26 protein-coding genes and 2 pseudogenes are annotated in these 24,187 nt (G+C 42.2%); 14 read left to right on the forward strand and 14 right to left on the reverse strand.

The window, feature by feature from the left end; genetic code table 11:
• Window positions 1-236 precede the first annotated feature (236 nt).
• From ABM313_RS14560 to ABM313_RS14570, 3 genes are all read right to left on the reverse strand, one after another.
• Complete coding sequence (locus ABM313_RS14560) at window positions 237-1,313, reverse strand: sensor histidine kinase (RefSeq protein ID WP_434683906.1); 1,077 nt, start codon at window positions 1,311-1,313, stop codon at window positions 237-239.
• Window positions 1,314-1,332: 19 nt separating this feature from the next.
• On the reverse strand, window positions 1,333-2,499 hold the full coding sequence (locus ABM313_RS14565) for an FIST signal transduction protein (protein ID WP_434683907.1): 1,167 nt from the start codon (window positions 2,497-2,499) through the stop codon (window positions 1,333-1,335).
• Between the two features lie 669 nt (window positions 2,500-3,168).
• Window positions 3,169-3,300 carry a ribbon-helix-helix protein, CopG family gene (locus tag ABM313_RS14570; protein ID WP_434683908.1) on the reverse strand — a complete coding sequence of 44 codons (132 nt, stop codon included), beginning with the start codon at window positions 3,298-3,300 and terminating at the stop codon, window positions 3,169-3,171.
• 220 nt (window positions 3,301-3,520) lie between these two features.
• Here ABM313_RS14570 and ABM313_RS14575 point away from each other — a divergent pair, with 220 nt between their 5' ends.
• The 6 genes and pseudogenes from ABM313_RS14575 (at window position 3,521) to ABM313_RS14600 (ending at window position 8,308) form a co-directional block, all read left to right on the forward strand.
• A complete protein-coding gene (locus ABM313_RS14575) occupies window positions 3,521-3,880 on the forward strand; it encodes a Pepco domain-containing protein (protein WP_434683909.1) in 360 nt (119 codons plus the stop codon).
• A complete protein-coding gene (locus ABM313_RS14580; RefSeq protein ID WP_434683910.1) occupies window positions 3,873-5,705 on the forward strand; it encodes an SUMF1/EgtB/PvdO family nonheme iron enzyme in 1,833 nt (610 codons plus the stop codon). The genes ABM313_RS14575 and ABM313_RS14580 overlap by 8 nt, the downstream gene beginning before the upstream one ends.
• 200 nt (window positions 5,706-5,905) lie before the next feature.
• Window positions 5,906-6,115 (forward strand): annotated as a pseudogene (locus tag ABM313_RS14585) (type II toxin-antitoxin system Phd/YefM family antitoxin); the annotation flags it as partial.
• Window positions 6,116-6,159: 44 nt separating this feature from the next.
• Window positions 6,160-6,741, forward strand: coding sequence for a Uma2 family endonuclease (locus ABM313_RS14590; protein ID WP_434683911.1), 582 nt, complete (start codon window positions 6,160-6,162; stop codon window positions 6,739-6,741).
• 25 nt (window positions 6,742-6,766) lie between these two features.
• On the forward strand, window positions 6,767-7,447 hold the full coding sequence (locus ABM313_RS14595) for a Uma2 family endonuclease (RefSeq protein WP_434683912.1): 681 nt from the start codon (window positions 6,767-6,769) through the stop codon (window positions 7,445-7,447).
• A gap of 75 nt (window positions 7,448-7,522) precedes the next feature.
• Window positions 7,523-8,308 carry a DUF3120 domain-containing protein gene (locus ABM313_RS14600; protein ID WP_434683913.1) on the forward strand — a complete coding sequence of 262 codons (786 nt, stop codon included), beginning with the start codon at window positions 7,523-7,525 and terminating at the stop codon, window positions 8,306-8,308.
• A 231-nt stretch (window positions 8,309-8,539) separates the two neighbouring features.
• On the opposite strand, the gene ABM313_RS14605 is transcribed toward ABM313_RS14600, so the two are convergent.
• A complete protein-coding gene (locus tag ABM313_RS14605; RefSeq protein WP_434683914.1) occupies window positions 8,540-9,970 on the reverse strand; it encodes an AmpG family muropeptide MFS transporter in 1,431 nt (476 codons plus the stop codon).
• An 82-nt stretch (window positions 9,971-10,052) separates the two neighbouring features.
• Between ABM313_RS14605 and ABM313_RS14610 the strand changes: the two genes are divergently transcribed.
• The 5 genes from ABM313_RS14610 to ABM313_RS14630 all read left to right on the forward strand — a co-directional run bounded on the left by ABM313_RS14610 (window position 10,053) and on the right by ABM313_RS14630 (window position 13,519).
• Window positions 10,053-10,334 (forward strand): hypothetical protein, encoded by a 282-nt coding sequence (locus ABM313_RS14610; RefSeq protein ID WP_434683915.1) that lies wholly within the window; start codon window positions 10,053-10,055, stop codon window positions 10,332-10,334.
• Between the two features lie 151 nt (window positions 10,335-10,485).
• Window positions 10,486-10,815 (forward strand): thioredoxin, encoded by a 330-nt coding sequence (gene trxA, locus ABM313_RS14615; RefSeq protein WP_094534188.1) that lies wholly within the window; start codon window positions 10,486-10,488, stop codon window positions 10,813-10,815.
• 172 nt (window positions 10,816-10,987) lie between these two features.
• Window positions 10,988-11,593: a bifunctional pyr operon transcriptional regulator/uracil phosphoribosyltransferase PyrR gene (gene pyrR / locus ABM313_RS14620; RefSeq protein WP_434683916.1), complete on the forward strand. Its 606-nt coding sequence runs from the start codon at window positions 10,988-10,990 to the stop codon at window positions 11,591-11,593.
• A gap of 320 nt (window positions 11,594-11,913) precedes the next feature.
• A complete protein-coding gene (locus ABM313_RS14625) occupies window positions 11,914-12,270 on the forward strand; it encodes a nuclear transport factor 2 family protein (RefSeq protein ID WP_434683917.1) in 357 nt (118 codons plus the stop codon).
• Entirely contained in the window at window positions 12,251-13,519 is a 1,269-nt protein-coding gene (locus tag ABM313_RS14630; RefSeq protein WP_434683918.1) for a bifunctional folylpolyglutamate synthase/dihydrofolate synthase, read from the forward strand. Before ABM313_RS14625 ends, ABM313_RS14630 begins: the two co-directional genes overlap by 20 nt.
• A 111-nt stretch (window positions 13,520-13,630) precedes the next feature.
• Here ABM313_RS14630 and ABM313_RS14635 read toward each other — a convergent pair whose 3' ends face one another.
• The 6 genes and pseudogenes from ABM313_RS14635 to ABM313_RS14660 all read right to left on the reverse strand — a co-directional run bounded on the left by ABM313_RS14635 (window position 13,631) and on the right by ABM313_RS14660 (window position 19,015).
• The gene (locus tag ABM313_RS14635; protein WP_434683919.1) at window positions 13,631-14,074 is read right to left on the reverse strand and encodes a DUF4058 family protein; all 444 of its coding nucleotides are present in this window, start codon (window positions 14,072-14,074) and stop codon (window positions 13,631-13,633) included.
• Between the two features lie 155 nt (window positions 14,075-14,229).
• Window positions 14,230-17,451: a COR domain-containing protein gene (locus tag ABM313_RS14640; protein WP_434683920.1), complete on the reverse strand. Its 3,222-nt coding sequence runs from the start codon at window positions 17,449-17,451 to the stop codon at window positions 14,230-14,232.
• A 39-nt stretch (window positions 17,452-17,490) separates the two neighbouring features.
• Entirely contained in the window at window positions 17,491-17,904 is a 414-nt protein-coding gene (locus ABM313_RS14645; RefSeq protein ID WP_434683921.1) for a type II toxin-antitoxin system VapC family toxin, read from the reverse strand.
• Window positions 17,901-18,158 (reverse strand): DUF2281 domain-containing protein, encoded by a 258-nt coding sequence (locus tag ABM313_RS14650; protein ID WP_434683922.1) that lies wholly within the window; start codon window positions 18,156-18,158, stop codon window positions 17,901-17,903. The genes ABM313_RS14645 and ABM313_RS14650 overlap by 4 nt, the downstream gene beginning before the upstream one ends.
• A 73-nt stretch (window positions 18,159-18,231) precedes the next feature.
• Window positions 18,232-18,462: a DUF433 domain-containing protein gene (locus ABM313_RS14655; protein WP_434683923.1), complete on the reverse strand. Its 231-nt coding sequence runs from the start codon at window positions 18,460-18,462 to the stop codon at window positions 18,232-18,234.
• A gap of 268 nt (window positions 18,463-18,730) precedes the next feature.
• Window positions 18,731-19,015: pseudogene (locus ABM313_RS14660) on the reverse strand (DUF433 domain-containing protein).
• Window positions 19,016-19,188: 173 nt separating this feature from the next.
• On the opposite strand from ABM313_RS14660, the gene ABM313_RS14665 reads away from it, so the two are divergent.
• Complete coding sequence (locus tag ABM313_RS14665; protein WP_434683924.1) at window positions 19,189-19,386, forward strand: hypothetical protein; 198 nt, start codon at window positions 19,189-19,191, stop codon at window positions 19,384-19,386.
• The gene (locus tag ABM313_RS14670; protein ID WP_434683926.1) at window positions 19,325-19,768 is read left to right on the forward strand and encodes a hypothetical protein; all 444 of its coding nucleotides are present in this window, start codon (window positions 19,325-19,327) and stop codon (window positions 19,766-19,768) included. The genes ABM313_RS14665 and ABM313_RS14670 overlap by 62 nt, the downstream gene beginning before the upstream one ends.
• A gap of 154 nt (window positions 19,769-19,922) precedes the next feature.
• On the opposite strand, the gene ABM313_RS14675 is transcribed toward ABM313_RS14670, so the two are convergent.
• The 3 genes from ABM313_RS14675 to ABM313_RS14685 all read right to left on the reverse strand — a co-directional run bounded on the left by ABM313_RS14675 (window position 19,923) and on the right by ABM313_RS14685 (window position 21,834).
• Window positions 19,923-20,087, reverse strand: a complete 165-nt coding sequence (locus tag ABM313_RS14675; protein ID WP_434683927.1) for a hypothetical protein — start codon at window positions 20,085-20,087, stop codon at window positions 19,923-19,925.
• Between the two features lie 135 nt (window positions 20,088-20,222).
• The gene (locus ABM313_RS14680) at window positions 20,223-21,074 is read right to left on the reverse strand and encodes a 3'(2'),5'-bisphosphate nucleotidase CysQ family protein (protein ID WP_434683928.1); all 852 of its coding nucleotides are present in this window, start codon (window positions 21,072-21,074) and stop codon (window positions 20,223-20,225) included.
• 1 nt (window position 21,075) lies between these two features.
• Window positions 21,076-21,834: a bifunctional sterol desaturase/short chain dehydrogenase gene (locus ABM313_RS14685; RefSeq protein ID WP_434683929.1), complete on the reverse strand. Its 759-nt coding sequence runs from the start codon at window positions 21,832-21,834 to the stop codon at window positions 21,076-21,078.
• Between the two features lie 311 nt (window positions 21,835-22,145).
• On the opposite strand from ABM313_RS14685, the gene ABM313_RS14690 reads away from it, so the two are divergent.
• Complete coding sequence (locus ABM313_RS14690) at window positions 22,146-23,402, forward strand: CCA tRNA nucleotidyltransferase (RefSeq protein WP_434683930.1); 1,257 nt, start codon at window positions 22,146-22,148, stop codon at window positions 23,400-23,402.
• 203 nt (window positions 23,403-23,605) lie between these two features.
• Here the strand turns inward: ABM313_RS14690 and ABM313_RS14695 are convergent, their stop codons facing one another.
• Window positions 23,606-24,055, reverse strand: a complete 450-nt coding sequence (locus tag ABM313_RS14695) for a DUF29 domain-containing protein (RefSeq protein WP_434683931.1) — start codon at window positions 24,053-24,055, stop codon at window positions 23,606-23,608.
• Between the last annotated feature and the right edge of the window lie 132 nt (window positions 24,056-24,187).

A 24,187-nucleotide genomic window follows, 5' to 3' on the forward strand; every position in this document is an offset into this window, starting at 1 on the left:
TGGTAGTGCTAAATAGGTAAGGATGGGCGGCGCGAAGCGCCGCCCATCCTTACCATATAAATCCTTTCCTTTTTAGGACTACCATATTTCTAGCTATTTATTAACGTCAGTTTGGCAAAAGTGGAAATCCGCATCTTGCCGTAGGGGCAGGTTTTGCTAAAATCCTTGCTGTAAGCCAATCACTGATCTACTAAACCTGCCCCTACAGAGATTTGTCAGTCAATCAGCTATCGAACTCACGTTAACGAAGACCTTTGCTCCACTGGAATCTCTAGCATAAACCTAGTACCCACTCCAAGTGTAGAATCGCAGTAAAGTTTACCGTTATGTTTTTCAGTAATGATTTGATAGCTGATTGATAGACCTAAACCTGTACCTTTGCCTACAGGCTTGGTAGTAAAAAAAGGATCAAAGAGGCGTGATCTGACGGATTCTGGTATACCTGCCCCATTATCTGCAAAAGTGATGTTGATGTAATTGTGATTATCAACCGTTGTCTTAATTTCAATTATGTTTGGATCAGCCTCAATCTCTTGATATGTCCGTGATTGGCTTGAATCTTCTAAGGCATCAATGGCATTACTCAAAAGATTCATAAAAACTTGATTCATTTGTCCTGCATAGCATTCTACCAACGGTAAATTACCATAAGCCTTGATGACTTGAATTTCTGGACGATGTGAATTAGCCTGTAAGCGATGTTGCAAAATTAGTATGGTATTGTCAATTCCTTCATGGATATTCACTGCTTTAAATTCTGCTTCGTCCAACCGCGAGAAATTCCTTAATGAGAGGACAATTTCTCGAATGCGATCGCTACCTATTTGCATCGATTTGAGAATCTTGGTCATATCTTCTCTTAAAAAGAGAAGATCAATCTCTTCCATTAAATCTTGTAAGTTTTGAGGTGGATTGGGAACATAATCTTGATAGGCTTCAACTAGTCTTAAGAGATCCTGAGTATAGACTTTAATGTAGTTTAAGTTGCCATGAATAAAACTGACAGGATTATTGATTTCATGAGCAATTCCAGCTACCAGTACCCCCAAAGCGGACATTTTCTCAGCTTCAATTAGTTTGACATGCAACTGCTTGAGATCCCTTAGTGCTATCTCTAGTTCATGGGTGCGCTTTTCTAATGCTCTTTCTGACAGTTCAAAATCACGAATTACCTGTTTGAGTACACGTTCACGTTCTTCGCTGGATGCTTCTAATTGTCGGCGATCTGCTTCTGAGCGTTCTAGCTTTTTGGTAAGAACTCGCACCTGCTTCTCTAAATCCTGTAATCTTTTCTCATCAGCAGTGATTTCCATAGTTTGCATATTTCATCTACTATGCAGTACCTAAAAGTAAGGTAACAAAGGTTTCTTGGTGATAATAATTACAACCCTGTGCTTGAAGAGGTGCAAATTCACCATAGGTATAAAAGCCAGCGATAGGCATCATCTTTGGCAGTGAGTTTTTAACCAAATCATATTCCTCTTTAGCGCGTGTCCCTAATAACCAACGTCGGCAGCAGCAAGAAAATATTAGCACTGCTTCTGGCTCGCTACCAGGATAATCTGCTAAAGCCATTTTGAAAGAGCTTGCAGAAGCCTCGATCACTTGATCTCGACTAATCTCTGCTAGTTGCACGGTTGCACCTTGGGGTATATTGCCCAAAAAGTTAATGCTACCTGCTTCTAAATCATAGGTATTCGGCACTCGTAGGTAACATCGATCGCTATCCCCTTCATAGACATAGAGTGGATGCTCTGCGGTAGGTTGGCGATCGCCCAAGTATTTTTGATAGAATTCCAGTGCAGACTGTCCATTTACCTCATATAGAACAGTGTCTTGCGCTTTGGTTACAGTACTTTTATAGCCCATTGGCTGCCAACCGCAACCAACACCATGAGAGATATATAGGTCTCCAGAAAAAAGCAGAATAGGTAAGGCATCGGTAAATACTTCTGTACCAAAGAACTGGTAAGTTTGTTTAAATCTGAATTGATCTCCTGCGGTTCCTCCAACAATAGGAACGTTACCCCCTAAAGCTGACTCTAATCCTTTGAGAATTTGTTCACCACTGGTGGTTGAACCTCGACTGGTATAACTTGCTGGGACTGTAATACAAAGTTTTGTTGGGGCATGATTTTTGTCAGTTGCTTGCTGTACAGCTTGGTAAGCTGCGGTGATTGCGTCTTTTTCTGTATGATGCCCCACTCCCGCAAAGATTTCCACAGTATCTGAACAAAATAACGTCAGAATCAAAGAATCTTGTTGAAATCCCATGATTGAAGACATTTCTCCATCAGTGGTACAACCAACTAATTGTAAATTTGGAAAGGTTTGATTAATCTGTTGCAAAATTGAAGCATGGTCAAAATCTATGGCAGCAAATAATAGACCTGCTTTAGGTAGCATTCCTGCTAACTCTTGGATACATTGCTCTAGTACTTCTGTAATTGCTCCTTGAGAATCAGGATCATCACTGTGACCAACAACTATTTTGAGCATTTATTATTCCCCCTGCGTATAGACAAATATAGACAAATATTATTTACAGCGTTAGTGATCAAGATGGTAGATTTTAGAGGATAAGAATGGACAGTGCTTTGCGGCGCTTATCCTTTCTAGATTACAACCAAAATTGCTAACAGGAGCATCTTAAGTAGGTACTACTTATAAATGCTTAATAAACATGAGAGGTAACATTTGAGTTTAACTGTATCAGCTACTCTAAGCGGTTAAACTAGAAGTCGTTTCATGTTGGTTCCAACGACTTGTTCTACCTGCAACGTTTCGTAATTTTATTATATTCAGAATGATCGCTATAAAAACAGAACCAGCTAAAGCCCAAATTTAGTTTGATGAGGAGTTTGCTGTTAATGGCGATCGCTCTTGAGATTATTTTGGTAAAAAGAAAGTTTTCCTAGAGGCTAGACATTTACGCGGCGATCGCACTAAGCTTTCCACAACCCAAGGATCGCTTTAGATTGTTTATTGGTGATCGCTCCAAACTAAACTGGCGATCGCACATTTATTGATCATCTACAAAATTAGAAATCTAGGTTGGAAAAATGGTGTCAAGGACTATTCTCATGACACCATTTCAAAGATATCTTTGTCTGTGAAACCACCTTGTAGATCAGTTTTGTTAAGCATTTTTTTGCGTAGCGATCGAGATTAACGTACTAGCAAATATTCACGAACTGCACGTTCGATAAGTTCTGTTGATGAAATTGCTTCAATTTTTGATCGCAATTCGAGTGAGGCTTTTACATCTACTGGCAGATTTATGGTTATTGCTTCTTGCATAGAGCATTAGGGACAAAGTAAAAAAGCATTGCTTGTGAGTATTTTAGCAAAAAGCAAGTTTTCTTAGAGACTAGACATTTACGCGGCGATCGCTTGGTACTCAAGACAGTATCTACAAGTGATTGGTGATATTTTTCTGTGGCGATCGCTTTATATACCCTTATTTTTTGTATATTGGCGTTAGTAATTGTTAGTAAGCCACATTTCGGAACGTAAAACCATGACTCGAACTACTCCTAAAGGCATTTGGATTATTACTGATGAAACTGTAGAGGTTGTGGAGGGTAAAGGTGGGGTAGATATTGGTGCGGACTATGGTGATTCGCCGAGTGACGATCGCAGTGGTCGTAAGCGATCGCATATTAGCGCTGAAGATTTAAAACAGAATATTGGTGAATTTATTGAGGTGGTGGAAGAGTCATTTGATCGGGCTGAAAGTTCAAAGTCGAAGCTGCAACTGGAGGAAATCGAGCTATCTGTAGAAATCAGTGGTAGTGGCAAGGTAAGCTTGTTAGGTTTTGGTGGCGATGCGTCGGCTAAGGGTGCTGTCAAACTCAAGTTCACACGAAAAGATGGCTAAGAATTGGGCGATTTGCATCGGTATAAATGAATATCACAATCTGCCATCTCTGAATTTTGCGGTGCGAGATGCCGAAAAGATGCGGGATTGGTTTGTGGATGAGGCGGGGTTTGAGAAGGATCATGTTTATCTCTTTACCGATAACTCGCCACCGATCGCTGATATGAGTAAGCCCTATCCGTCGCAACCAACCTACGCGACGCTCCTCCGCTTTTTGGAGAATCGCTTTAAGAAACGATTTCTAGAAGCGGGTGATAATTTATGGTTCTTTTTTAGCGGGCATGGGTTGCGTCATTCTGAACGCGATTATTTGATGCTGACAGATAGTAGTGCTAGTGAGAGGTTAATCGAGAGGACTGCTATTCCTTTGATTTATGTAACTGAGCGTTTGCGGCTTTGTGGGGCGGACAATGTGGTGATCGTGCAGGATGCTTGTCGCAATGAGTTAAAGGACAAAGGAGTGGGTATTGGTGAAGAACATCAGGCTGGGGTGATTACTTTTGCTTCATGTAGCCCTGCGGAAAGATCCTATGAAATTGAGTCACTACAACAGGGGGCATTTACCTATGCATTATTAGAGGCTTTGCGTTTAGAAGGTGAAGGGAATTGTGCGACGGTCGAACGGCTGTATCAGAGGTTGCGCTATCGGGTTGCGGAAATCAATCAACTGCATAAAAAGCCTCGTCAGACTCCCTATGCGATCGTGGAGCCAGCGACGAAATATCATTTAATTCTATTACCGAAACAGGCGACGCTTCGGGATATTGATGCGTTGAAGATGGATGCTCAGGAGGCTGAGCTAGAGAGAGATTTACAGCTAGCCGAGCAAATCTGGACAAGGGTTTTAGCGGTTTCGCCTGCGGATAATCAAGCTCTAAAGGCGCTGAAAAGGATTTGGGGACAGTCACCATCTCCAAGCAAATCGCAACAAGCATTGTATCAATCACAATCGTCAAGCAAATCAGTCGCATTGCCGACCTTTGAATTTGAGGTGGTGAGTGTTAATGCGAAGGGGAAGGAAGTTAAGCGAGAAAAAAGATGGGCTAAATATATTGCTGAAAATCTGGGTGATGGCGTAACTCTAGAAATGGTGTCGATTCCTGCGGGTAGCTTTATGATGGGTTCGCCCGAAACTGAGAAGAATAGTTTTAATAGGGAACGTCCGCAACATCGAGTCAATATTACCGAATTTTTTATGGGTAAATACCAAGTCACACAGGCACAGTGGCGACAAGTGGCAGCATTGCCGCAAGTAAAAACTGAACTCAATCCCGATCCTTCAGATTTCAAAGGTGATAATCGACCTGTGGAGAGTGTATCGTGGCTAGAGGCTATGGAATTCTGTGCGCGGCTATCTAAATATTCAGAATGTGAATACAGGCTACCGAGTGAGGCTGAATGGGAATATGCCTGTCGTGCTGGTACAACAACGCCGTTTCATTTTGGCGAGACAATTACGCCCGAATTGGTTAACTATAACGGCAATCATCCTTACGGTGATGCGCTCAAAGGGGAATATCGAGCACAAACAACGGATGTTGGTAGTTTTAATCTAGCAAATGCTTTTGGTTTATACGATATGCATGGAAATGTATGGGAATGGTGTGCCGATGATTGGCATGATAATTATGAAGGAGCGCCAACCGATTTATCCATCTGGATAGATGTTGTTAAAGATTATGGAGAACTCAAAACGAAAAAGCCGTTGCGCGGTGGTTCGTGGTTCTATGATTCTCAGGATTGTCGGTCTGCGTTTCGCTTCAACGACATCGTTCGCAATCAGGACGGCAACTACGGTTTTCGGGTTGTGTGTGTTGTGCGATGAGGACTTCCTTCTCTATTCTTTTGCCTCAAATCTTTGCACTTCTTCGTATTTCTTTACACTTCTTTCTTCCTCCCTCACCGTCAGGCGATCAAATTTTTTTGAGATTGCCTTTCCAATTACACTTTTATCACATCCACTAATACCAACTTTATGATTTCATGGTAACATTAAATTGAATGCAAATTTAGTGCAGTAGCCCTATGATTGACCTCAGCCAAGACATTCAACCCCTATCTACCTTCAAGCGAAATACCAATGAACTCATCACCCAGATGAGAAATACTGGACATCCCATAGTATTAACCATCAATGGCAAAGCAGAATTAGTCGTACAAGATGCAGCGTCCTATCAACAGTTGCTCAATAGAATTGAAGAACTAAAAGCTATTGTTGGAGTAGAAAAAGGATTATAAGGCTTGGCATAGGTTCACACTAGATAAAAGAAATTAAAGCCATGACGATCGCCACAGAAAAAACTCAAGCTAAAGCCAAAATTTGGACTGATGAAGAGTTCATGGCTTTGCCCGATCTCGGTGATCGCTACGAAATTATTGATGGGGAGTTGGTAACTTTGGGTAACTCTGGCATGGAGCATGGGAATATCGGCATATTCCTTGGCGGCTTAATCGAAATTTTTGTCAGACAGCACCGTCTTGGTGTTACCTGCGACTCAAGTACCGCTTTTAAAATGAAAGGTGGTAACAAGCGATCGCCTGATATTTCCTTTGTAAGCAAAGAACGTCTAACGGGTCTGAAACGCTTGCCCCAAGGATTTTTTGACGGTGTGCCAGATTTAGTAGTGGAAATTATTTCCCCCGAAAATACCTTTGAAGAAATTCATACCAAGGTTGAAGAATATTTTGCAAGCGGAACGCGATTGCTATGGATCATCCATCCCGATGAAAAATTTGTGCTGGTTTACCATAGTCCCCAACCTGATCGCCTACTGCGTGGTGATGACATTTTGGATGGCGAAGACGTAATTCCTAATTTCAAGGTTGCTCTCAGTGATTTATTTAGAACCCTAGATTTTTAACATCGAATTTTCGAGGTGAGTCGTCATGATTGCCATCCCTAAGTCTCTTGAAATAACAACAACTCACACTGAGCAATCTCGACCTATTGCCGAACAAAGAATCTGGCTCGAAAACATCAGTTGGCAAACCTTTGAGCGATTGCTGGAAGATATAGGCGATCGCCGCAGCACTTTATTTCATTACATCAATGGAAACTTAGAAATTATGTCGCCAATGGCGCTCCATGAGCGCAGCAATCGATTTATTGATGATTTAATTCGGGTGCTGTCCGATGAGCTAGAAATAGATTTATGTAAATGCGGCTCATTATTGATGCGGATTCCTGAACTCAAGATTGGTGCAGAACCAGACTCTTGCTATTACATTCAAAATGAGCCAAAAATTCGCAATCAAAATGTAATTACGATGGAGCAAGATCCGCCCCCCGATCTCGTTTTAGAAGTTGATATTACTAACCCTAGCGATCGCCGTTTACCGATCTATGCTCAACTGCAAGTCCCTGAAATTTGGATCTACAACGGCTATAGCTTAGATTTTCTAGGCTTAGAGAATGGCGAATATCGCAAAATAGAACATAGCTTGTCTTTTCCTAACTTACCTGCGGCGACTGTGGTGGAGTTTGTGCAGAAGCGATTTGAACTAGGCGATCGCCAAACCCTCAAGGAATTTCGGCAATGGGTAAGCGACAATCTTAAAAAAAGCTAGAGGCTAAGCTCGCTTGGTTAAAAAAGCCTGTTAGTATATTAAGTAATAAAAATTAATATAACTTTTTAAGATACTTTGTTTTTAAATCCTGACAAGGTTGAACTAGAGGAGCGCACCTTAGCACGTTCTACATCAACAGTTCAGGCTTTACCCTTAACTGCAAATGTTCCGTCTGCGTTTCCCCAATACTTATCGCAATACTTACTTGCCCTCGCTTCCTTAGTGCAGCATTGGCGGGTTTGGTTTGCGGCTCTATTTTTAGTATCCGTACCCGTCTTTTTTGAAGCTCCCCTTGTGCGCTATGCCCCTTGGTTGAGCTTGATCTGTACAGTCGGTTGGCTGGCGATCGCTAAGCATCTCCAAGCAGACCCAAAAACTAAAATATGGGGCAGCTTAGTCTGGGGCTTTAGCCTCACTTGGCTATGTGGCTCCCTCTATTGGGGTTGGTTACGTTGGGAGCCAGCCTATCATGTGCCTGTCGAAGCTTTGGCTCTACCTTGGGCTATCTGGGCAACTCGTCAAGATGTTTACCGAGTCGGCGGGTGGTTCTATATTGGCTCATTATTAGGAACTGCAATTACTGATTTCTATTTCTACATCGCAAATCTTTTTCCAAATTGGAAAGCTTTGATGCAAGTTGAAGCCAATATCAGCCTCGCTCAACCAATTTTAAAAAGTGCTTTAGCTCTGGTCGAAACACCTTGGGGTATGACTTGGGCTTGTGCTTTAGCAGCATTACTCTTGATTACAGGTAATCGAGCCATGCGATCGCCTGATCTTGGTTATTGGGCTTTTGGTGGTGCGGTGCTAGGTACGATTTTTGTGGATTTGCTATTTTTTAGCGTTGCCATATTGGGATAAAAAAAGGAGTCACTTAGCGACTCCTTTTTTTATCCCAATATTTTTTGCCAAATAAAAACCCAGCGTTGGTGCGCTGGGTGCAGTCAGTTTAAGGCTTCATTGATAAGTAGATTACTCGAATAAGTTCTCTTTGCACCTCACGCGATCGGGTGAAAAAAATAAATAAAGGCGGCGCTTCGCGCCGCCTCACTCTATTTGGGTTTTGATTGAAGTTATGGCAAAGCAATGGCTTCAATCAATTGGTAAGGAATCTACTTTTTTAAATTCTCCATTCCAAGGTGCAAAAAATGGCAAAAATAGCATTCCTGGAAGAGCTAATACCAAGGTAAACAAGAAAAATAACGCCCAACCCTTGCCGTCGCTGCCAACGAGCCAAAGGTTTTGATTGATTGCTGTCCATGAGGGCATGTTGCGTTGAATAAATTGGGCTGACTCCCCTGAAAATGGAGAAGCTAATAGATCGCGTCCAACCGCAAATAGACTTGATAGCAAGGCAAATTGAGTTGCCGAAAAACTAGGATTGCATAACACCATCAGAAATCCCAAGAAACCTGCGGTTCCCAGTCCACCGCAAAAATTCTCGACATTAATCGCAGCAATTAAAACATAATCATTTTTGCCTACTACAGAAATTGCGTAATAGCCAATATTACTAACCGCTTGTAGAATTCCGAAAACCCATAGCGATCGATTGACTCCAATTTTGCTCAGAATAGCTCCCCCAGTCAAGGTTCCCACAATTGTCGCAACCAGTCCAATACCCTGCCGAACTGTGCCAATCGTGCCATCATCAAACAAAGTTTTTAAAAAAGGAACTGCCATTTTCCCCACCATCGCATCACTAAACCGATAGAAGATCGTGAATGCGAGAATCAATAAAACTTTCCAAACCCCCAAGCGTTGAAAAAACTCTTGAAAAGGCTTAACTACAGCTTCATCTAAGGTTGCGGGACGAGCATGAGCCTCTGGTGGTTCAGGAGCAAAGATTGTAGCAATCAGTCCAAGGCTCATCACAATTGCTAGCAACACATAGACCCAAGCCCAGCCAAATTTACTTAGGCTTAAACCAGTAAATCCGTTATTAAATAGAAACTGTGAAAGCGGTGACTTCCAACTTAATCGAGTTGCTAAATTAAAACCCACAAAGCCTGCAAATAGCAGCGCAATTCGATATCCCATTACCCAAATGCCAATCCCCGCGCCCACTTCCTGAACTGCTAATACATCAGTCCGATAAGCATCGATCGCAATATCTTGAGTGGCACTAAGAAAGGCAAGCATCAACGCCGCGATCGCCAACATTGGTAAAGCAGCATTACGGCTAGCCAAATCAAGCTGGTCAATTGTAAACATTTGTAAGGCGATCGCCAAAATAGCAATAATTAAACCGCCCTGTGTTAGTAAAATCCAACCCCTGCGCCGCCCTAAAAAAGGTGGTACAAACCGATCAATTAATGGCGACCATAAAAATTTGAGCGAATAGGGTAGTGAAACTAAGCCCAGCCAACCGATGGTACTGAGGTCAAACTTAGCCGTAGTAAGCCATGCCCGAAATGCATCATCGGTAAGAGCATAGGGTAGCCCTGACGCAAATCCTAATGATAAAAGCGCCGCCATTTTGCGACTCTGAAAAACTCGAAAAAATTGGGCGATCGTATTCATACTTGCGGATTAGACTACAATATATATGTAAGCGGAGACGAAAGTTTCCGTTCACTCCTCACACCACATTCCGCCTGAGCTTATGAGCAGCAAGGGCGGTTTCTTATTTTTTGCCTATAAGAGGCAAATTTTGGTGTCGCCTGAGCTTATACGCATCAGCAGCAAAAATATTTTCTTATTTTTTGCCTATAAGAGGCAAATTTTGGTGTCGCCTGAGCTTATACGCATCAGCAGCAAAAATATTTTCTTACTTTTTGACTATATAACCAATTTTGGGGTTGGCTACGCCGAAGGTGCAGCCAACCCCAAAATTGGTCTCATAATATTGCTTCGTAACACTTACAAAGCTATTGCGCGTAATTAAAAATTGGCAATCGCTGCGAAGAGTTAACTCAATCGTTGAGTGTGTTGCTTAACAATTCTGGTTTTTAGCAAATATGTGATTCTAGCTGTTATACTACCTACACATAATTTTTGAAATTAAAAGTTTTTAGTATTTAGGGAGTTAGCAAAGCATGTCATCAGCGATCGCCGTCACAGATGCTAGCTTTGAGCAGGACGTACTTAAAAGTGACATCCCTGTTCTAGTAGATTTTTGGGCCCCTTGGTGTGGTCCTTGCCGTATGGTTGCGCCTGTAGTGGAAGAAGTCGCCACACAATATGAGGGCAAAATTAAAGTTTTCAAGCTTAATACCGATGAGAATCCTAGCGTAGCTGGACAGTATGGCATTCGCAGTATTCCCACGCTCATGTTATTTAAGGGTGGTCAGCGTGTGGATGTGGTTGTCGGTGCTGTCCCTAAGACAACACTATCAACGACTATCGAAAAGCATTTAGATAGCTAAAGATTTTTCCTTCTCCAAAACAAAAGGGGCGCTAAGCGCCCCTTTTGTTTTAGATAGATAAGCACAAAGCGCTATATTTATAGCTATCGCCAGTCTTCTTAGGAAACAAGCCCAAGAAGCAAATAGCGGCGCGAAGCGCCGCTATTTGCTTCTTGGGTTTAGAGTTTTCCTAATGCAAGTGGCGATAGCTATAATTACAGAACTACCAACTAATTTAACGAAACTAGTAGTGCCACAATCCAAGATTGTCGAAATTTTATCTGAGGACGAGTTACGCCGCACGATTAATCGTCTGGCTTCACAAATTGTCGAAGCTAGTGGAGATCTATCCAATGTCGTCCTACTCGGTGTTTATACTCGTGGTGTGCCGCTAAGTGTGGCGATCGCTAAGCAGATTCATACCCTTGAAGGAGTCTTGGTTCCTTCTGGCGCATTAGACATTACTTTTTATCGGGATGATCTTGATAAGATTGGACTGCGGACACCTAGCAAAACAGAGATTCCCTTTGACCTCAACGGCAAAACCGTAGTCTTAGTGGACGATGTAATTTATAGTGGTCGGACAATTGGGGCAGCATTAAATGCCATCCATGATTATGGTCGTCCTAAGGTTGTGAGACTATTAGCCTTAATCGATCGCGGTCATCGTGAGTTACCCATCCATCCTGATTTTGTGGGGAGGACATTGCCGACTTCTAAGGATGAGCAGGTCAAAGTATTTCTAAGTGCCGCAGGGGATAGTCGCGATGGTGTTGAGTTAATCAAACCTATTGGTTAACGTTACAGCCACCTGTAGACAAATCAAAACCCAAATAATGTGAGGCGGTGCTTCGCGCCGCCTCACATTATTTGGGTTTTATGTCCTGACAAGAATGGCGACAGCTATAGTTCGATAAGCCATTTGCGACGTGCGAAGCACGCCGCAAATGGCTTATCGAACTGACGTTATATTAATGCCCTATAGGGTGAAGTAAATTTTACAATCAAGAGCTTAATATATGTTTACAAGTACAGAAGATAAATAGAAAAACTTCAATAAAGCAAGTTTAGTCCTATTAAACAAAGTTTTTAGCTTTAGAGTAGTTGAGGTAAGGGAATATGACCGTTTTAGACCAGTATTTTGAACTTTCAGATCGTGCTAGTGACGATGAACAAGCATTTAACGAGTTGGTAGAGTTGTTTGCCGAGCAAGCTGAAGTTCATCCATCAGGGGCGCGGAAAGTAGTTGGCAAAGATGAAATCGCCAATCTATATCGCAAGTTTTTTCAGTCCTATTCAGGAATGCAACGAGTTTGGACAACCAGAAAGACGGAAAATGGACTAGAAGCCATTTGGGCGATCGCAGGCAAGCGTGATAGTGGTGAACTATTCGCGATGCAGGGCAGACATATTGCCGAAGTCGATGCCCAAGGCAAAATCTACGCCTTAGAAGTTCATGTCTCCAAAGCTAATTAATTCATCTCCCGAAGCATATCTTGACAGTTTTGATAAATTTGGTATTCATCTCGGTTTAGAACGAATTCAACAACTGCTCGGTGCTTTAGGAAATCCTCATCAACAAATTCCCGTGATTCATATCGCAGGCACAAATGGAAAAGGTTCTGTTTGTGCTTTTTTGCTGTCAATTTTGCAGGCGGCAGGTTATCGCGTTGGACGTTATACTTCGCCACATCTGATCGATTGGCGTGAAAGAATTACGATTAACGGTGAATGGATTCGCGATCAGGATTTGCTAGAGGCTCTGCAACAAGTGGCAGCCGCAATTAATCCTGAGTTTCCGCCCACGCAGTTTGAAGTGATTACGGCGGCGATGTGGTGGTATTTTGCTACCCAAAAAGTCGATATTGCGATCCTAGAGACAGGATTAGGCGGGAGATTAGATGCCACCAATGTCTGCGATCGCCCTTTGGTTTCCGTCATTACTTCCATCGGTCTCGATCATTGTCAGCAGTTGGGAAATACCTTAGGTGAAATCGCTTCCGAAAAAGCAGGAATCATCAAACCTCAATGTCCTGTCGTCATTGCCGAGAATGATGCTGAAGCGATCGCAGTTTTGCAAGCAAAGGTAATAGAATGTGAGGCTCCTGTCACTTGGGTAAGTGCAGCTCAGCCTACGGCGATAAGGGCGATCTATCAAGGCTTTGAGTATCCTTTGTCATTATTGGGAAAGCATCAGTTAATCAACTCCGCAGTGGCGATCGCCACAATCCAATCCTTGCGAAATCAGGGTTGGGAGATTAGTGACGAGGCGATGCGTACAGGCTTAGCAAATACGCAATGGTCAGGGAGATTGCAATGGATCGACTTTAATCTTGATGGTAAGTTCCATAAAATCCTGATTGATGGAGCGCATAATGTGGCGGCGGCGGAATATCTAAGGCAATTTGTCGATGAGGCTTTTCCGCATCGGCGTAAACGTTGGGTCATCGGTATTCTGAATACAAAAGATCAAGCGGGAATCCTCAATACACTTTTAGTTCCTGACGATTTACTTTTTCCTGTCCCTGTACCTAGTCCTTCGTCTACTTCACCACAGGATTTATCTGAAATTGCATCTTCTATGGTTAGGGTTAAACCGCATCCCTATGCAAGTTTGAATTTAGGACTGGCAGCCGCTTTTGAGGATCAACAAAATGATGTGGTTATTCTCTGTGGTTCTTTATATCTAGTGGGAGAGTTTCTCAGTCAACTAGCAAGTACTTAGGGACTTGACGAGAAAAAAGGTGCCACCGAGTTTGTATGGCTTCGACTTCGCTCAGCCAACGTTGGCTGAGCGAAGTCGAAGCCGTAGATACTTTAATTAATCGCAAGTCCCTTAGCTTTTCTCAATCAAACTTCTTACCCAAGCTTCATCTTCCATACTTAAAGGTGGTTGTGGTAATTGGGAATAATCAATTGCGAGGTCATAGCGTCCACTTTTAACTTCCCTAATTTCTAGGTATCTTTCGTTAATTTCCTCTGGTATTGGCAGCAAGATACGGGTTGGTTGCATTGTCGTTTTTTCAGCTACAGCGATCGCTTGATTGGTTTCGCTATTGCGATCGACGCGACTCAACAAAGCTACGTCAGGAATTCCAATTAGCAGATCATCTCCTGACTCATCGCTCCAATAGGTACGTTTTTCAATTTCTATGCGATATTCCTGAGAGAGTGTATCCGCAAGGGCATCGGCGATCGCTACAATTAGTCGGCTATGGACGGCTGACCATAGTTCGGGATTTTCTAAGTAGGGATTCATTCCCAAGAAAGGAGATGGCATTTTTAGAGATCCTTCTGTAGGTTTGGGCTTATGGAGTAAAGGGTAGCTCGATATTTAATTTGTTGTTGGTGAAGTCTGTGATGCCTGCGATCGCGCCAAAGGTGGGTGACACGGCAATAAACAAGCAATTTTTCTGGAACTTAGAAAGTCTAGTCTTAACTTTTCTTTAAAAGTTTCGGAGTGGCATATTCTTTGATTCCTGCTAAGCGAATAGCATTGCAACCTAGTTTAAAAGCAAACTCGTAGGATTCTCCTGCACCGATCGCGGCATAAAAACCAACGGCAAACTCAATAGCTGCCCGATCGCCAATTGCTTGATTCATGCCAATTACATATTTGATGTTTTGGCGGATTGCTTCGGATTGGGTTTTGCTGTAGCAGGCATTGAGGACAACGCATTCAATGCGATCGCTAAATAAATCAAATAAATCCGCTAGGTCTTCTCCACCAATTAATTTGAATTGTCCATCGATATCTTCAAATACTAATCCATCTTCATTGGCTCCATGCCCTGAGAAATGGATGATTTGCGGTTTGAAGTCGAGCATGGCTTGCTGGATATCTCTAGGACGAACAGCTACAGCAGTTTTGATCGGTTCTGTGCCATAACCTGCGAGACGCAAGCGTTCTTTGATGTCGCGCTCCTCTTCTTGGAGTCTCAAAGAGACTGAATTTTTAGGATTTGCCGCCAGCATGAGAATCGTTTTCATGGGTTTAGTTGCGCTGTTGTTTTTATTTGGTGGTGATGCTTCAGGTGCAGGGTTTTGACTGAGGTGATTGTTCTGAGTTCCAATATTGTTTCCTGCGGGTTTTACATTTCCAGTAATTACCTGTCCTGTTTGTTCGTAGAAGTTATAGATGATGTCGCCTCGGCTTTCAGTTTTCTCATTGCGCGATCGCCTATCTTCGATGCTACTAATGTCATCGCCTATGTCGCGAGGTTTCCGATCGCGATAGGGGTCAATGGAGTCATCGAGTAGGCGGCGAACATTAACATCTTCACCACTTTCATAACACTCAATGGTGGGGCGACGCTGTTCGGAATATTGATTTAGACGCTTTAAGGTGTAAGTGTATGGCTCAATGAGAGTTTTACATTTATCGCAATTACAGGGTATGAGGGTGTCGTATTCTAGGCGATTTTCAAAGCGATCGTGAATTTTTTCAAATTCATTGTTGATGATGGTGAGAAAGTCTCGTTGCCATGAACCACTGAGGCGAATCCGAATTTCGCGATCATGGGTGCGTTCGGTGACTTCTGCACGGGTGTTACCACGATTGAGAACTACGCCATATTTCCACACTAAAGCGCGATCGGGATCGGAGACGTTTTCAATTTTTTGGTGCATTTCCACAATAAAGCGGCTCAAAATCCCTTTGGGCATAAAGATTTTGTATCGATAGCGGAGGATTAGATTTTGGCTAGTATCCCAATCATAATTGGGAGGATCTTTTTGGAGGAGGTGAGGGGCGATGTAGTTACCCTTATGGTGGGGGATTTCGTAACAGACTTTAAACTCCTTCATCAATTGCAGAAGTTCATGGCGCATATTGTTATATTGACTTTCCCGCCAAATATTTCGCAGATCGTCATCACAAAACTGTCCAAGTTCTTTTTTGACCTTTGCATTATCTAAAATTTTGTAAATGGCGGCAGTTCCCCAGTTGGGTTTGAGGATAAGGCGATGGCGGAGGATGGGGTCTTTTTGGAAATGGAGACAGATGCCGAGTCGATGCAAAAAGTCGCTGATATCTAGCATCTCTTGAGGATCGCTAATTTTATGTAATCGACAAATCGATTCGTATTCACTAAGAGCGATATAGTTGCGTCCGTCATTTTCGAGAGCATAGCGAACATTTAGCCATGAGTTAGGGAAAGGAATGCCATTGGGTAGTAGATCTTCGAGGTTGCGCTGAATGGTTTCTTTGATTTCCGCTAGTCCGCGATTGTCGGCGAGGTTGATGCTTTGGGGTGTTCTAAGCTGTTCAAACTCGGCGCGGAGTTCGCGGAGGTTGAGGTTGCAGTTACGGTTTTGTTTTTCGTTTTGAACCAATAGGACGGGGCTATCTTTGCCGAGTAAACGGATTACTTGTAGCCAAAAGTAATGATCGGTGTCTTCTTTGCGGCTGTCGGCAACTAATAGATAGAGGGAGCGCTCGGTTAGGAAAAATTGATGAGTTTGGTGATAGATTTCCTGTCCGCCAAAGTCCCAAATATTTACTTTATAGGCTTGCTGATTGCGTCCTGTAAATTCCCATTGCAAAATATCGATGCCCTGTGTGGAGATGTTCTCTGCTTCAGGTTTAAGTTGATAATCAGCGTCAATCAGTTTGTTAGCAAGGCTCGTTTTGCCTGAACCACCTTCACCAACTATCAAGATTTTTGCTTCATAGATTTGGGTAGTTTCTTTGGGATCTTGGATGCGGAAATAATAGTCAAGAATTAGACGTGCAGAAGGGCGATGATCTCCTACTAGTGGAGCTAGAAGATCGCGAGGAATACTAATCGGGTTACCACGCAAATTTAAATATTTCAACTTGACTAATTGTGTGATCGCGTCAGGTATCGCCGTGATCTGGTTGTCAGCGAGGTAAAGCAAAGTCAGATTTGCTAATTGAGAGATCGCATCGGGGATCTTCGTGATTTGGTTATCAGAGAGGTAAAGCAAAGTCAGATTTGCTAATTGGGAGATCGCATTGGGTACATCCGTGATTTGGTTGTGAGAGATATCAAGCAAAGTCAGATTTGCTAATTGGGCGATTGCATCGGGTATCTCCGTGATTTGGTTAACATGAAGGGAAAGCTCAGTCAGATTTGCTAATTGGGTAATTGCGTATGGAATCACCGTGATTTGGTTGATATTGAGGTCAAGCGTAGTTAGGTTTGCTAATTTGGCGATCGCATCTGGTATCTCTGTGATTTGGTTGTTAGAGATGTCAAGCGTAGTCAGATTTGCTAATTGGGTGATTGCATCGGGTATCTCTGTGATTTGGTTGCTAGAGATGTCAAGCGTAGTCAGATTTGCTAATTTGGTGATCGCGTCTGGTATCGCCGTGATTTGGTTGTTATAGAGGTAAAGCGTAGTCAGATTTGCTAATTTGGCGATCGCATCTGGTATCGCCGTGATTTGGTTGTATGGAATATGAAGTTCTTTGAGATTGGTTAATTGAAAAATCTCTTGGGGAATAGCAGTTAAACGATTTCCTTTACCTTGATACGTCTTATTGTCCCACTTACCTAAAATCAACTTTTCCAGACTTTGCAACCGTCCAATTTCGCTAGGTAATCCTTCCAGATCGTTTCCCGACAGATCGAGTTCTGTCCAGCCCTCACGTTCTGCTTGTGCGATTATTGCCAATAACTCTGCATCAGTCATAAATTCAAGGAAAAAGTAGAAAGTAAAAAGGAAAAAATATTAGGGTTGGATTATGGGAATTTCTTGACTGCGATATTTACGATAAATTTGAAAATCACTATCCAATGTCATCACCGTGCTGTTTTCTATTTGTTCAGACATTCTCACCAAACAAGCATCCGCAAACGACATCGGCACAGACTCATAACGATCCATCAATACTCGCACATTACCCGCCTCCTCTTGCAAATCAAAGGCGATCTCAATTACATTCCCTTCAATTAACTCAACTATGGCTCGTTGAATATGAGGCAAATCTCGAAATAGAAAACAAGCTTCCGAAATCACCGCATCACAAGTGAATACAGGCAAATCAACCAGATCCCATTGCTTGACAGCCCATTGATGAAAGCGATCAGACTTTCTAAAATATGCAACCAAAACACCAGTATCGAGAATTACGCGCTGACTCATTTCTGACCATAGCCTTCCATGTACTTCTGGTTAAAAGAAAGATCATCTACGCCACCTTCAACAGCCCCTTCCCATTTTTTGAGTAAATCGCGAGGAGAACCTTGGAGTTTTTTAGCAATTGTGCTTTCAGATTCTTGGTTAACTTGGCGATCGCCCAACTCAAACGCGAGAAATTCAACAAAGCGGAGTACTTGTTGCTGCTGATCTGTTGGTAATGTCTGCATTTTACTCAGAACTTTTTCTAATACCGTCATTCTCTGAATTCTCCTGCATACTTAATCTAGTCATATTTTACAAGCTTTTCTAGATAGGCGATCATCTATACTTTCATGCTGCCCCCAAAGCAACCTCAACCTCCTCAGACCGCCAAGCCGCATAGGACAACGCCGCCGTAATATCCTCTTTCTCTAAATAAGGATAAGCATTTAAAATTTCTTCAACCGAATGTCCAACCGCCAATAGTCCAACCAATGTACCCACAGTCACCCGCATTCCCCGAATACAAGGTTTACCGCCCATCACTTGAGAATCCAAGGTAATTCTAGCTAAATACTTCATTTTTCAGACCTCACTGAAACCATCAAAATTCTAACCTTTACAACTTCACTAAACCACTTTAGGATGAACTAACGCTTGACTCTTCCAATACTCGATATTAGAAGACTCTTCCAAATCCTTCTCAATTTCCTCCTGATGATCAAAATAATAGGCGGTAGTGCTAAATAGGTAAGGATGGGCGGCGCTTCGCGCCGCCTATCCTTACCACCATAAATCCTTTCCTTTTTAGGACTACCTAATAGGCAAGTGCTGACTGTACTTGAGAAGGTCACAAGTGAGAAAGCACACTTAAAATCTCATCCACATTCATCCCCATCTGATAATATCCAGCAATCCGCCGCACCGTTACCCTCGTACCTTCAATAATTGGCACACCACCCGCAATCTCAGAACTAGCTGCAATATAAGGATAAATTGTTGCGGTAATACTCATAGTTTCAGGTAATCACAAACTAACTATATCTGCAACCGTAATGCGTCTACCAGCAATGCGCGGCTTACCACCCCGAATATCAGGCGTAATCTCAATATAGCGATCGAGTGTAACTTTCATTATGTTCTCTGATGCCGATTTTCTAGTGTTTTACAATCTTTTTAATCTAGCCATTCAAATCTTGCTAGGGATTATACTAGTTATAGACAAACGTACAAGGCGGACTGGCGGAAAACACAGCAAATATCATCATTAAGCTTAAACCAAATACTCACATCAACAAACCTAAGACCATGAAATTCAATCGAGTTACATTCAGCATCGTTAACTTACATGATGAAGATATAGAAGACAAAGCTTACTGGCTCTCAAAAAGTCCTAGTGATCGCCTAGTTGCTCTAGAATATCTACGTCAAGTAATGTATGGCTATGATCCAAATACCACCAGACTTCAAAGAGTTTTTGAGATTGCTAAATTCCCATCAAGTTGAATACCTATTGATTGGAGGATACGCCGTTGGCTACTACGGCTTTGTCAGAGCAACAGGAGACATGGATATTTGGGTAAATATTAATACGACTAATGCCACTAACGTTGTGGCAACCCTAAAAGAATTTGGCTTTGCTGTTCCCGAATTATCCCCTGAACTTTTCTTGCAAAAAGATCGAATTATCCGAATGGGAATTCCACCATTACGATTAGAAATCCTCACAACCATCTCAGGGGTTGACTTTGCAGAATGCTTCGAGAATAAATTAACAGTACAAATAGAAGAGCTTGAAGTAAATTTAATCAACCTACAAGACTTGAAAGTAAATAAACGGGCAAGTGGAAGACTCAAAGATTTATTGGATTTAGAAAACCTTCCTTAAAAATTTATCACTCTCTAATAAAGCTAGTTCAGCCATTGAAAGCTTATGGAATGATTTCTCTACCCACACTGCGATCGCGCAAATCCGCAAAATCCTCATTAGTAAACCCCACTCCCTCATTTTGAATTGTCAATCTAAATTTTTGCAATCCTTTCTAGAAATCAGATTTTGGCTGACCTTCTTTGAGATCCTCAGATTCTTGGTTAACTTGGCGATCGCCTAACTCAAACGTAAGAAATTCAATAAATCGCAAGACTTGTTGCTGTTGCTCAGTTGGTAATTTCTGCATTTTACTCACAGCATTTTCTAACACAGTCATTCTCTGACTCCTCATGCATACTTAATCTACAGACATTTTACAAGCTTTTCTAGATAGGCGATCGCGTTGTCAAGGCAAAGCAAATTTCACCATCAAGCCCAAATATAAGAAAGGCGGCGCATCGCGCCGCCTTTCTTATATTTGGGCTTGAAGTTCTTGATAAATTGCTGCCAAATATTCATCGATAAATTTTGACCAGCCAATCACAATTAGTTGATTGTGAGTTAATTTCTCAGGATGAATATCATCATAGCCAAATCCAATTTCTCGACCTGAGAGATCACAACAAACTAACCCTGCGGCTTTAGCGATCGCTAAAGGTCCAACCGTATCCCAAAGCTTCACCCGACGATTGAGATAGATATAGGCACTAGCGCGACCTTGGACAACTTCCATTACCTTCAAGCCAAAACTACCGAGGGTATAAAATTCCACATTCGGAACCGCCACACGAATGGCATCACCATAGGCGAGATCATCTTTTTTGCTGACGATCACGCGATCGCTACTTGCGCCAATCGGCGGCACAGCATAGAGAACTTCAGGAACATTCCCATTCGTGACGGTAAATACTCCATTTATCGCCGTACCGCCAAAATATAAGAGATCGCTCTTTGGTGCATAGATCCAACCCAGCGTAGGCTGAAATGCTTCTAAGATCCCAACCATTACCGAATAGAATTCACGCCCATGAATGAAGTCATCCGTGCCATCAATGGGATCGATAAACCAGTACTTTTGATTTAGTTCTGCATATTGCTTCCATAGTTCCTGCGATCGCGAATTTTCTTCACTAATTACCACATCATCAGGAAACCATGCTTGAAACCTCTGGCTGAGCAGATGATCGAGTTCGCGATCAACATTAGTTACATAATCATCAAAGCCCTTCTCATCGACCTGAAAACCAGACTCTCTCAGATGAATTGCTTTTTGTCCAATCTCCCGAATAAATTGACAGATTTCTGTTTGTAATGCGAGATTCATATTATTGCTTACGGTGAGAGAATAGTCGGAAATAAAGCGATCGCCAAAATTCTTTGACAGGATAGGCGATGAAAGTAATGGGATTAATCGTGACGATAATATCGCGCAAACCGAGTTCGGCTAAAAAGGCGATCGCCCAAGCCACAAAACTTGCCGACATCACCCCATAGGGATTAAGCTCGCTTTTAAATGGTCCCAAAATCAATTTGCGAATTGTACAAGCGTTATCAAGGCGACGGAGGGTAACTAAATCACCAATGGCGCGTTTGGAAAGCTCATACAAGGGACTCAGAGCAGGATTAACTTCCGCTTCCGAGGTATTGACCCATATTTCTTTCTGATTGGCATTGTCAGCATCAGGTATTGTTTCTAGGAATAGATCAATCCAGCGAAAAACCGAAAAAGTATTGACTTCATAGGATTTGTAAATAGATGCTGAATCTCTGTCCCCCAGTACATTTATACCATGATTGAGAATGAGAATATCCACTTTTTGTAAGCGATCGCGCAGTTCTGCCTCATGCCCTAACTGCCATGTGAGTACTTCTATTTTTTTATTTATTTGATTATCACTGTCTGTCGTTTGAAAACTCACATTAGGTGAAGTGGTTAGTGCAACTAATTTTGCCCCTCGTTTAGATAGCTCAGACATCAGCGCTCGTCCCATCGTGCCTGAAGCGCCTGTAATCGCGATTGTTTTATCCTTAAATGACAAGGTTTTACCCAAAACTCTATCTACAAGTGTAATACCAAAGCACAAAATGGCTACGTCATTTTGTGCTTTTAAAACCCTTACAGGGTTTGGTTTTTAATTCCCAACTGATGTTACGTGGATAGAATTCCTACGATCATCTAAGTCTAGGGCTTGCGCTGTGGCACAGACCCTACAAAAATCTAAATTATTGGAGTAGGGGCAATCCCCCCGTGGTTGTCCTGTCATGCTAGCAACAAGAGATTCATCATCTGAGTTCCACGTAACATCAGTTACCAAAATTTTGCTGGATCAGTACGGTGATCGTATAACATATCTAAGCAATCAATACCTTTAGCTAAGCGGAATATAAATAGATTTTGCAGCAGTTTCCTTTTGATTTTAATGATTTGCCTACACCAACTTATCTCGTGGGGGGATGGGTGCGCGATCGCCTATTACAACGTCAAGGTAAATATCTTGATCTAGATTTTGTCTTACCTGAAAATGCGGTGGAAACGGCTCAAGAAATTGCCCGTAAGTACAAAGCAGGCTTTGTAGTTCTTGATGCTGAGCGCAAAATTGCAAGGGTTGTTTTTAAGAATGGTACGGCGGATTTTGCTCAACAGATGGGTAGTAGTTTAATTGACGATTTGGGGCGGCGTGATTTTTGTATGAATGCGATCGCGATGGAATGTCATCAATTAATTGGCGATCAGTTAATTGGTAATCGGTCGTTGGGGATTGGTGATGGGTTATTTGCAGGTGAAGATTTTATTGATCCTTTTGATGGAATTGGGGATTTAAAAGCGAAGAGAATTAGGATGGTTGCTCCTGAGAACTTGGCGGAAGATCCTTTACGGATTTTGCGCGGATATCGGCAGTCAGCACAATTGGGCTTTGCGATCGAAGATTTAACGCGACAGGTTTTGATTAAACTTGCACCGAGATTAAAATCTGTGGCAGCAGAACGGGTACGCACAGAGTTAGGTTATCTATTGTCAATTAACAGTGGTAGCCAATGGATGATGGAAGCAATTGGCGATCGCATTTTAGAGGATTGGCTACCCAGTCAGCATTTAAATTTGCCTAGATTTGCGGAGATTGAAAAAGTAATCTCTAGTTTGCTATCCCAGTTTCCTAATTTAGAATTATTTTTTAGTAAACATTTATCTGGCGATCGCTATGCCATTGTAATCGTCAAATTAGCAGCTTTAAACAATAGTGCAACTGCCCTTGAGTCTTTGGGCTTAAGTCGTGCTGAGCAACGTTGGTTAGTAGGTATTTTGAGATACTTACCTCAATTTATTAACTTGCTAGATCAAGCTACCCCTAAGGAGCAATATAAATTCTTCCAATCAACTCTAGAGTTTTTCCCTGCGATCGCTGCGATGGCTCTAGCTAGTGGTTACGGATCTGAAAAGATTTTCCCTTGGTTGGAGCGATGGCTCAATCCCAATGATGCGATCGCCTATCCGACTACATTAATTACAGGTGACGATCTGCGTAAGGATTTAGGAATACCACCTAGTCCAAAGATTGGTGAACTTTTAGAAAGTGTGAAAATTGCTCAGGTAGAAGGCAAAATTAGTTCTCGATTAGAGGCGATCGCTTTCATTAAGTCAATTATCAGTTAGTTAGGATAGGTGCTTTGCACCTATCTTAACTAATTGACGTTACGTGGAAGGAATTCTTGCGATAGCGTAAGTCTAGAGCTGGCACGGGGGCACAGCCCCTACAAGATCTGAAATTTATAGGTAAGGGCAATCCCCCTGTGGTTGCCATGTTATGCTAGCAGCAAGAGGTTCATCATCTGAGTTCCACATAATCTCACCTCTTCCTAACTAATTAAATAGTCATCTGAGTTAATATCCAATACATCAGACTTGGAGAAAGGACAGGATGAAGGGAAAGTTGCTAAAGGCAATTGTGTCTCAACAGAAGCTGCTTGACAAGCCGCAGCATAACATTCATCAAACACGTCATTAAAGTGTCGATTTAGACTAGGACTATTCTTAAAAGCCTTATTCAATCTTCGAGAATGTTCGATAATCGTATAAGCCCAACTAGGCGATCGCTTTTGTGGTTGATAATTCCATTTTAGGAGATGTTGCAGAACTTTAATCAAATTACTTTCTACTGCATCTTTCTCTCTCCGACTCATACCTTCAATTTCTTCAAACAGATTTTCAATGTCTAATCGATCTAACTTACCCTCTTTGATGAGGAGCGCAGTTTCCTCTAGCCAAAGGTTAAAATCAGTTTCGTAAAGAGTTTTTATAGCTATCATCTTACTAAGCCTGAGCTAAAAATCTGGACTCTAGTTGAATTATATAGCAATGTAAGTTTTGCTTAGAACATAAAGACCACAAGATTAGTGGCGGCGCGAAGCGCCGCCACTAATCTTGTGGTCTTTGATTTG

Origin of the sequence: Pseudanabaena minima str. Chao 2107, assembly GCF_051131155.1 — a bacterium.
GTDB classification, from domain to species: domain Bacteria; phylum Cyanobacteriota; class Cyanobacteriia; order Pseudanabaenales; family Pseudanabaenaceae; genus Pseudanabaena; species Pseudanabaena minima.

Coding starts and splice junctions, on each gene's coding strand:
- trxA (WP_094534188.1), top strand. CDS start 10,486: ATGTCATCAGCGATCGCCGTCACAGATGCTAGCTTTGAGCAGGACGTA.
- ABM313_RS14640 (WP_434683920.1), bottom strand. CDS start 17,451: ATGACTGATGCAGAGTTATTGGCAATAATCGCACAAGCAGAACGTGAG.
- ABM313_RS14670 (WP_434683926.1), top strand. CDS start 19,325: ATGATCCAAATACCACCAGACTTCAAAGAGTTTTTGAGATTGCTAAAT.
- ABM313_RS14595 (WP_434683912.1), top strand. CDS start 6,767: ATGATTGCCATCCCTAAGTCTCTTGAAATAACAACAACTCACACTGAG.
- ABM313_RS14610 (WP_434683915.1), top strand. CDS start 10,053: ATGAGCAGCAAGGGCGGTTTCTTATTTTTTGCCTATAAGAGGCAAATT.
- ABM313_RS14680 (WP_434683928.1), bottom strand. CDS start 21,074: ATGAATCTCGCATTACAAACAGAAATCTGTCAATTTATTCGGGAGATT.
- ABM313_RS14570 (WP_434683908.1), bottom strand. CDS start 3,300: ATGCAAGAAGCAATAACCATAAATCTGCCAGTAGATGTAAAAGCCTCA.
- ABM313_RS14560 (WP_434683906.1), bottom strand. CDS start 1,313: ATGGAAATCACTGCTGATGAGAAAAGATTACAGGATTTAGAGAAGCAG.
- ABM313_RS14580 (WP_434683910.1), top strand. CDS start 3,873: ATGGCTAAGAATTGGGCGATTTGCATCGGTATAAATGAATATCACAAT.
- ABM313_RS14635 (WP_434683919.1), bottom strand. CDS start 14,074: ATGCCATCTCCTTTCTTGGGAATGAATCCCTACTTAGAAAATCCCGAA.
- ABM313_RS14625 (WP_434683917.1), top strand. CDS start 11,914: ATGACCGTTTTAGACCAGTATTTTGAACTTTCAGATCGTGCTAGTGAC.
- pyrR (WP_434683916.1), top strand. CDS start 10,988: ATGCAAGTGGCGATAGCTATAATTACAGAACTACCAACTAATTTAACG.
- ABM313_RS14655 (WP_434683923.1), bottom strand. CDS start 18,462: ATGAAGTATTTAGCTAGAATTACCTTGGATTCTCAAGTGATGGGCGGT.
- ABM313_RS14575 (WP_434683909.1), top strand. CDS start 3,521: ATGACTCGAACTACTCCTAAAGGCATTTGGATTATTACTGATGAAACT.
- ABM313_RS14695 (WP_434683931.1), bottom strand. CDS start 24,055: ATGATAGCTATAAAAACTCTTTACGAAACTGATTTTAACCTTTGGCTA.
- ABM313_RS14675 (WP_434683927.1), bottom strand. CDS start 20,087: ATGACTGTGTTAGAAAATGCTGTGAGTAAAATGCAGAAATTACCAACT.
- ABM313_RS14605 (WP_434683914.1), bottom strand. CDS start 9,970: ATGAATACGATCGCCCAATTTTTTCGAGTTTTTCAGAGTCGCAAAATG.
- ABM313_RS14630 (WP_434683918.1), top strand. CDS start 12,251: ATGTCTCCAAAGCTAATTAATTCATCTCCCGAAGCATATCTTGACAGT.
- ABM313_RS14665 (WP_434683924.1), top strand. CDS start 19,189: ATGAAATTCAATCGAGTTACATTCAGCATCGTTAACTTACATGATGAA.
- ABM313_RS14645 (WP_434683921.1), bottom strand. CDS start 17,904: ATGAGTCAGCGCGTAATTCTCGATACTGGTGTTTTGGTTGCATATTTT.
- ABM313_RS14590 (WP_434683911.1), top strand. CDS start 6,160: ATGACGATCGCCACAGAAAAAACTCAAGCTAAAGCCAAAATTTGGACT.
- ABM313_RS14650 (WP_434683922.1), bottom strand. CDS start 18,158: ATGACGGTATTAGAAAAAGTTCTGAGTAAAATGCAGACATTACCAACA.
- ABM313_RS14565 (WP_434683907.1), bottom strand. CDS start 2,499: ATGCTCAAAATAGTTGTTGGTCACAGTGATGATCCTGATTCTCAAGGA.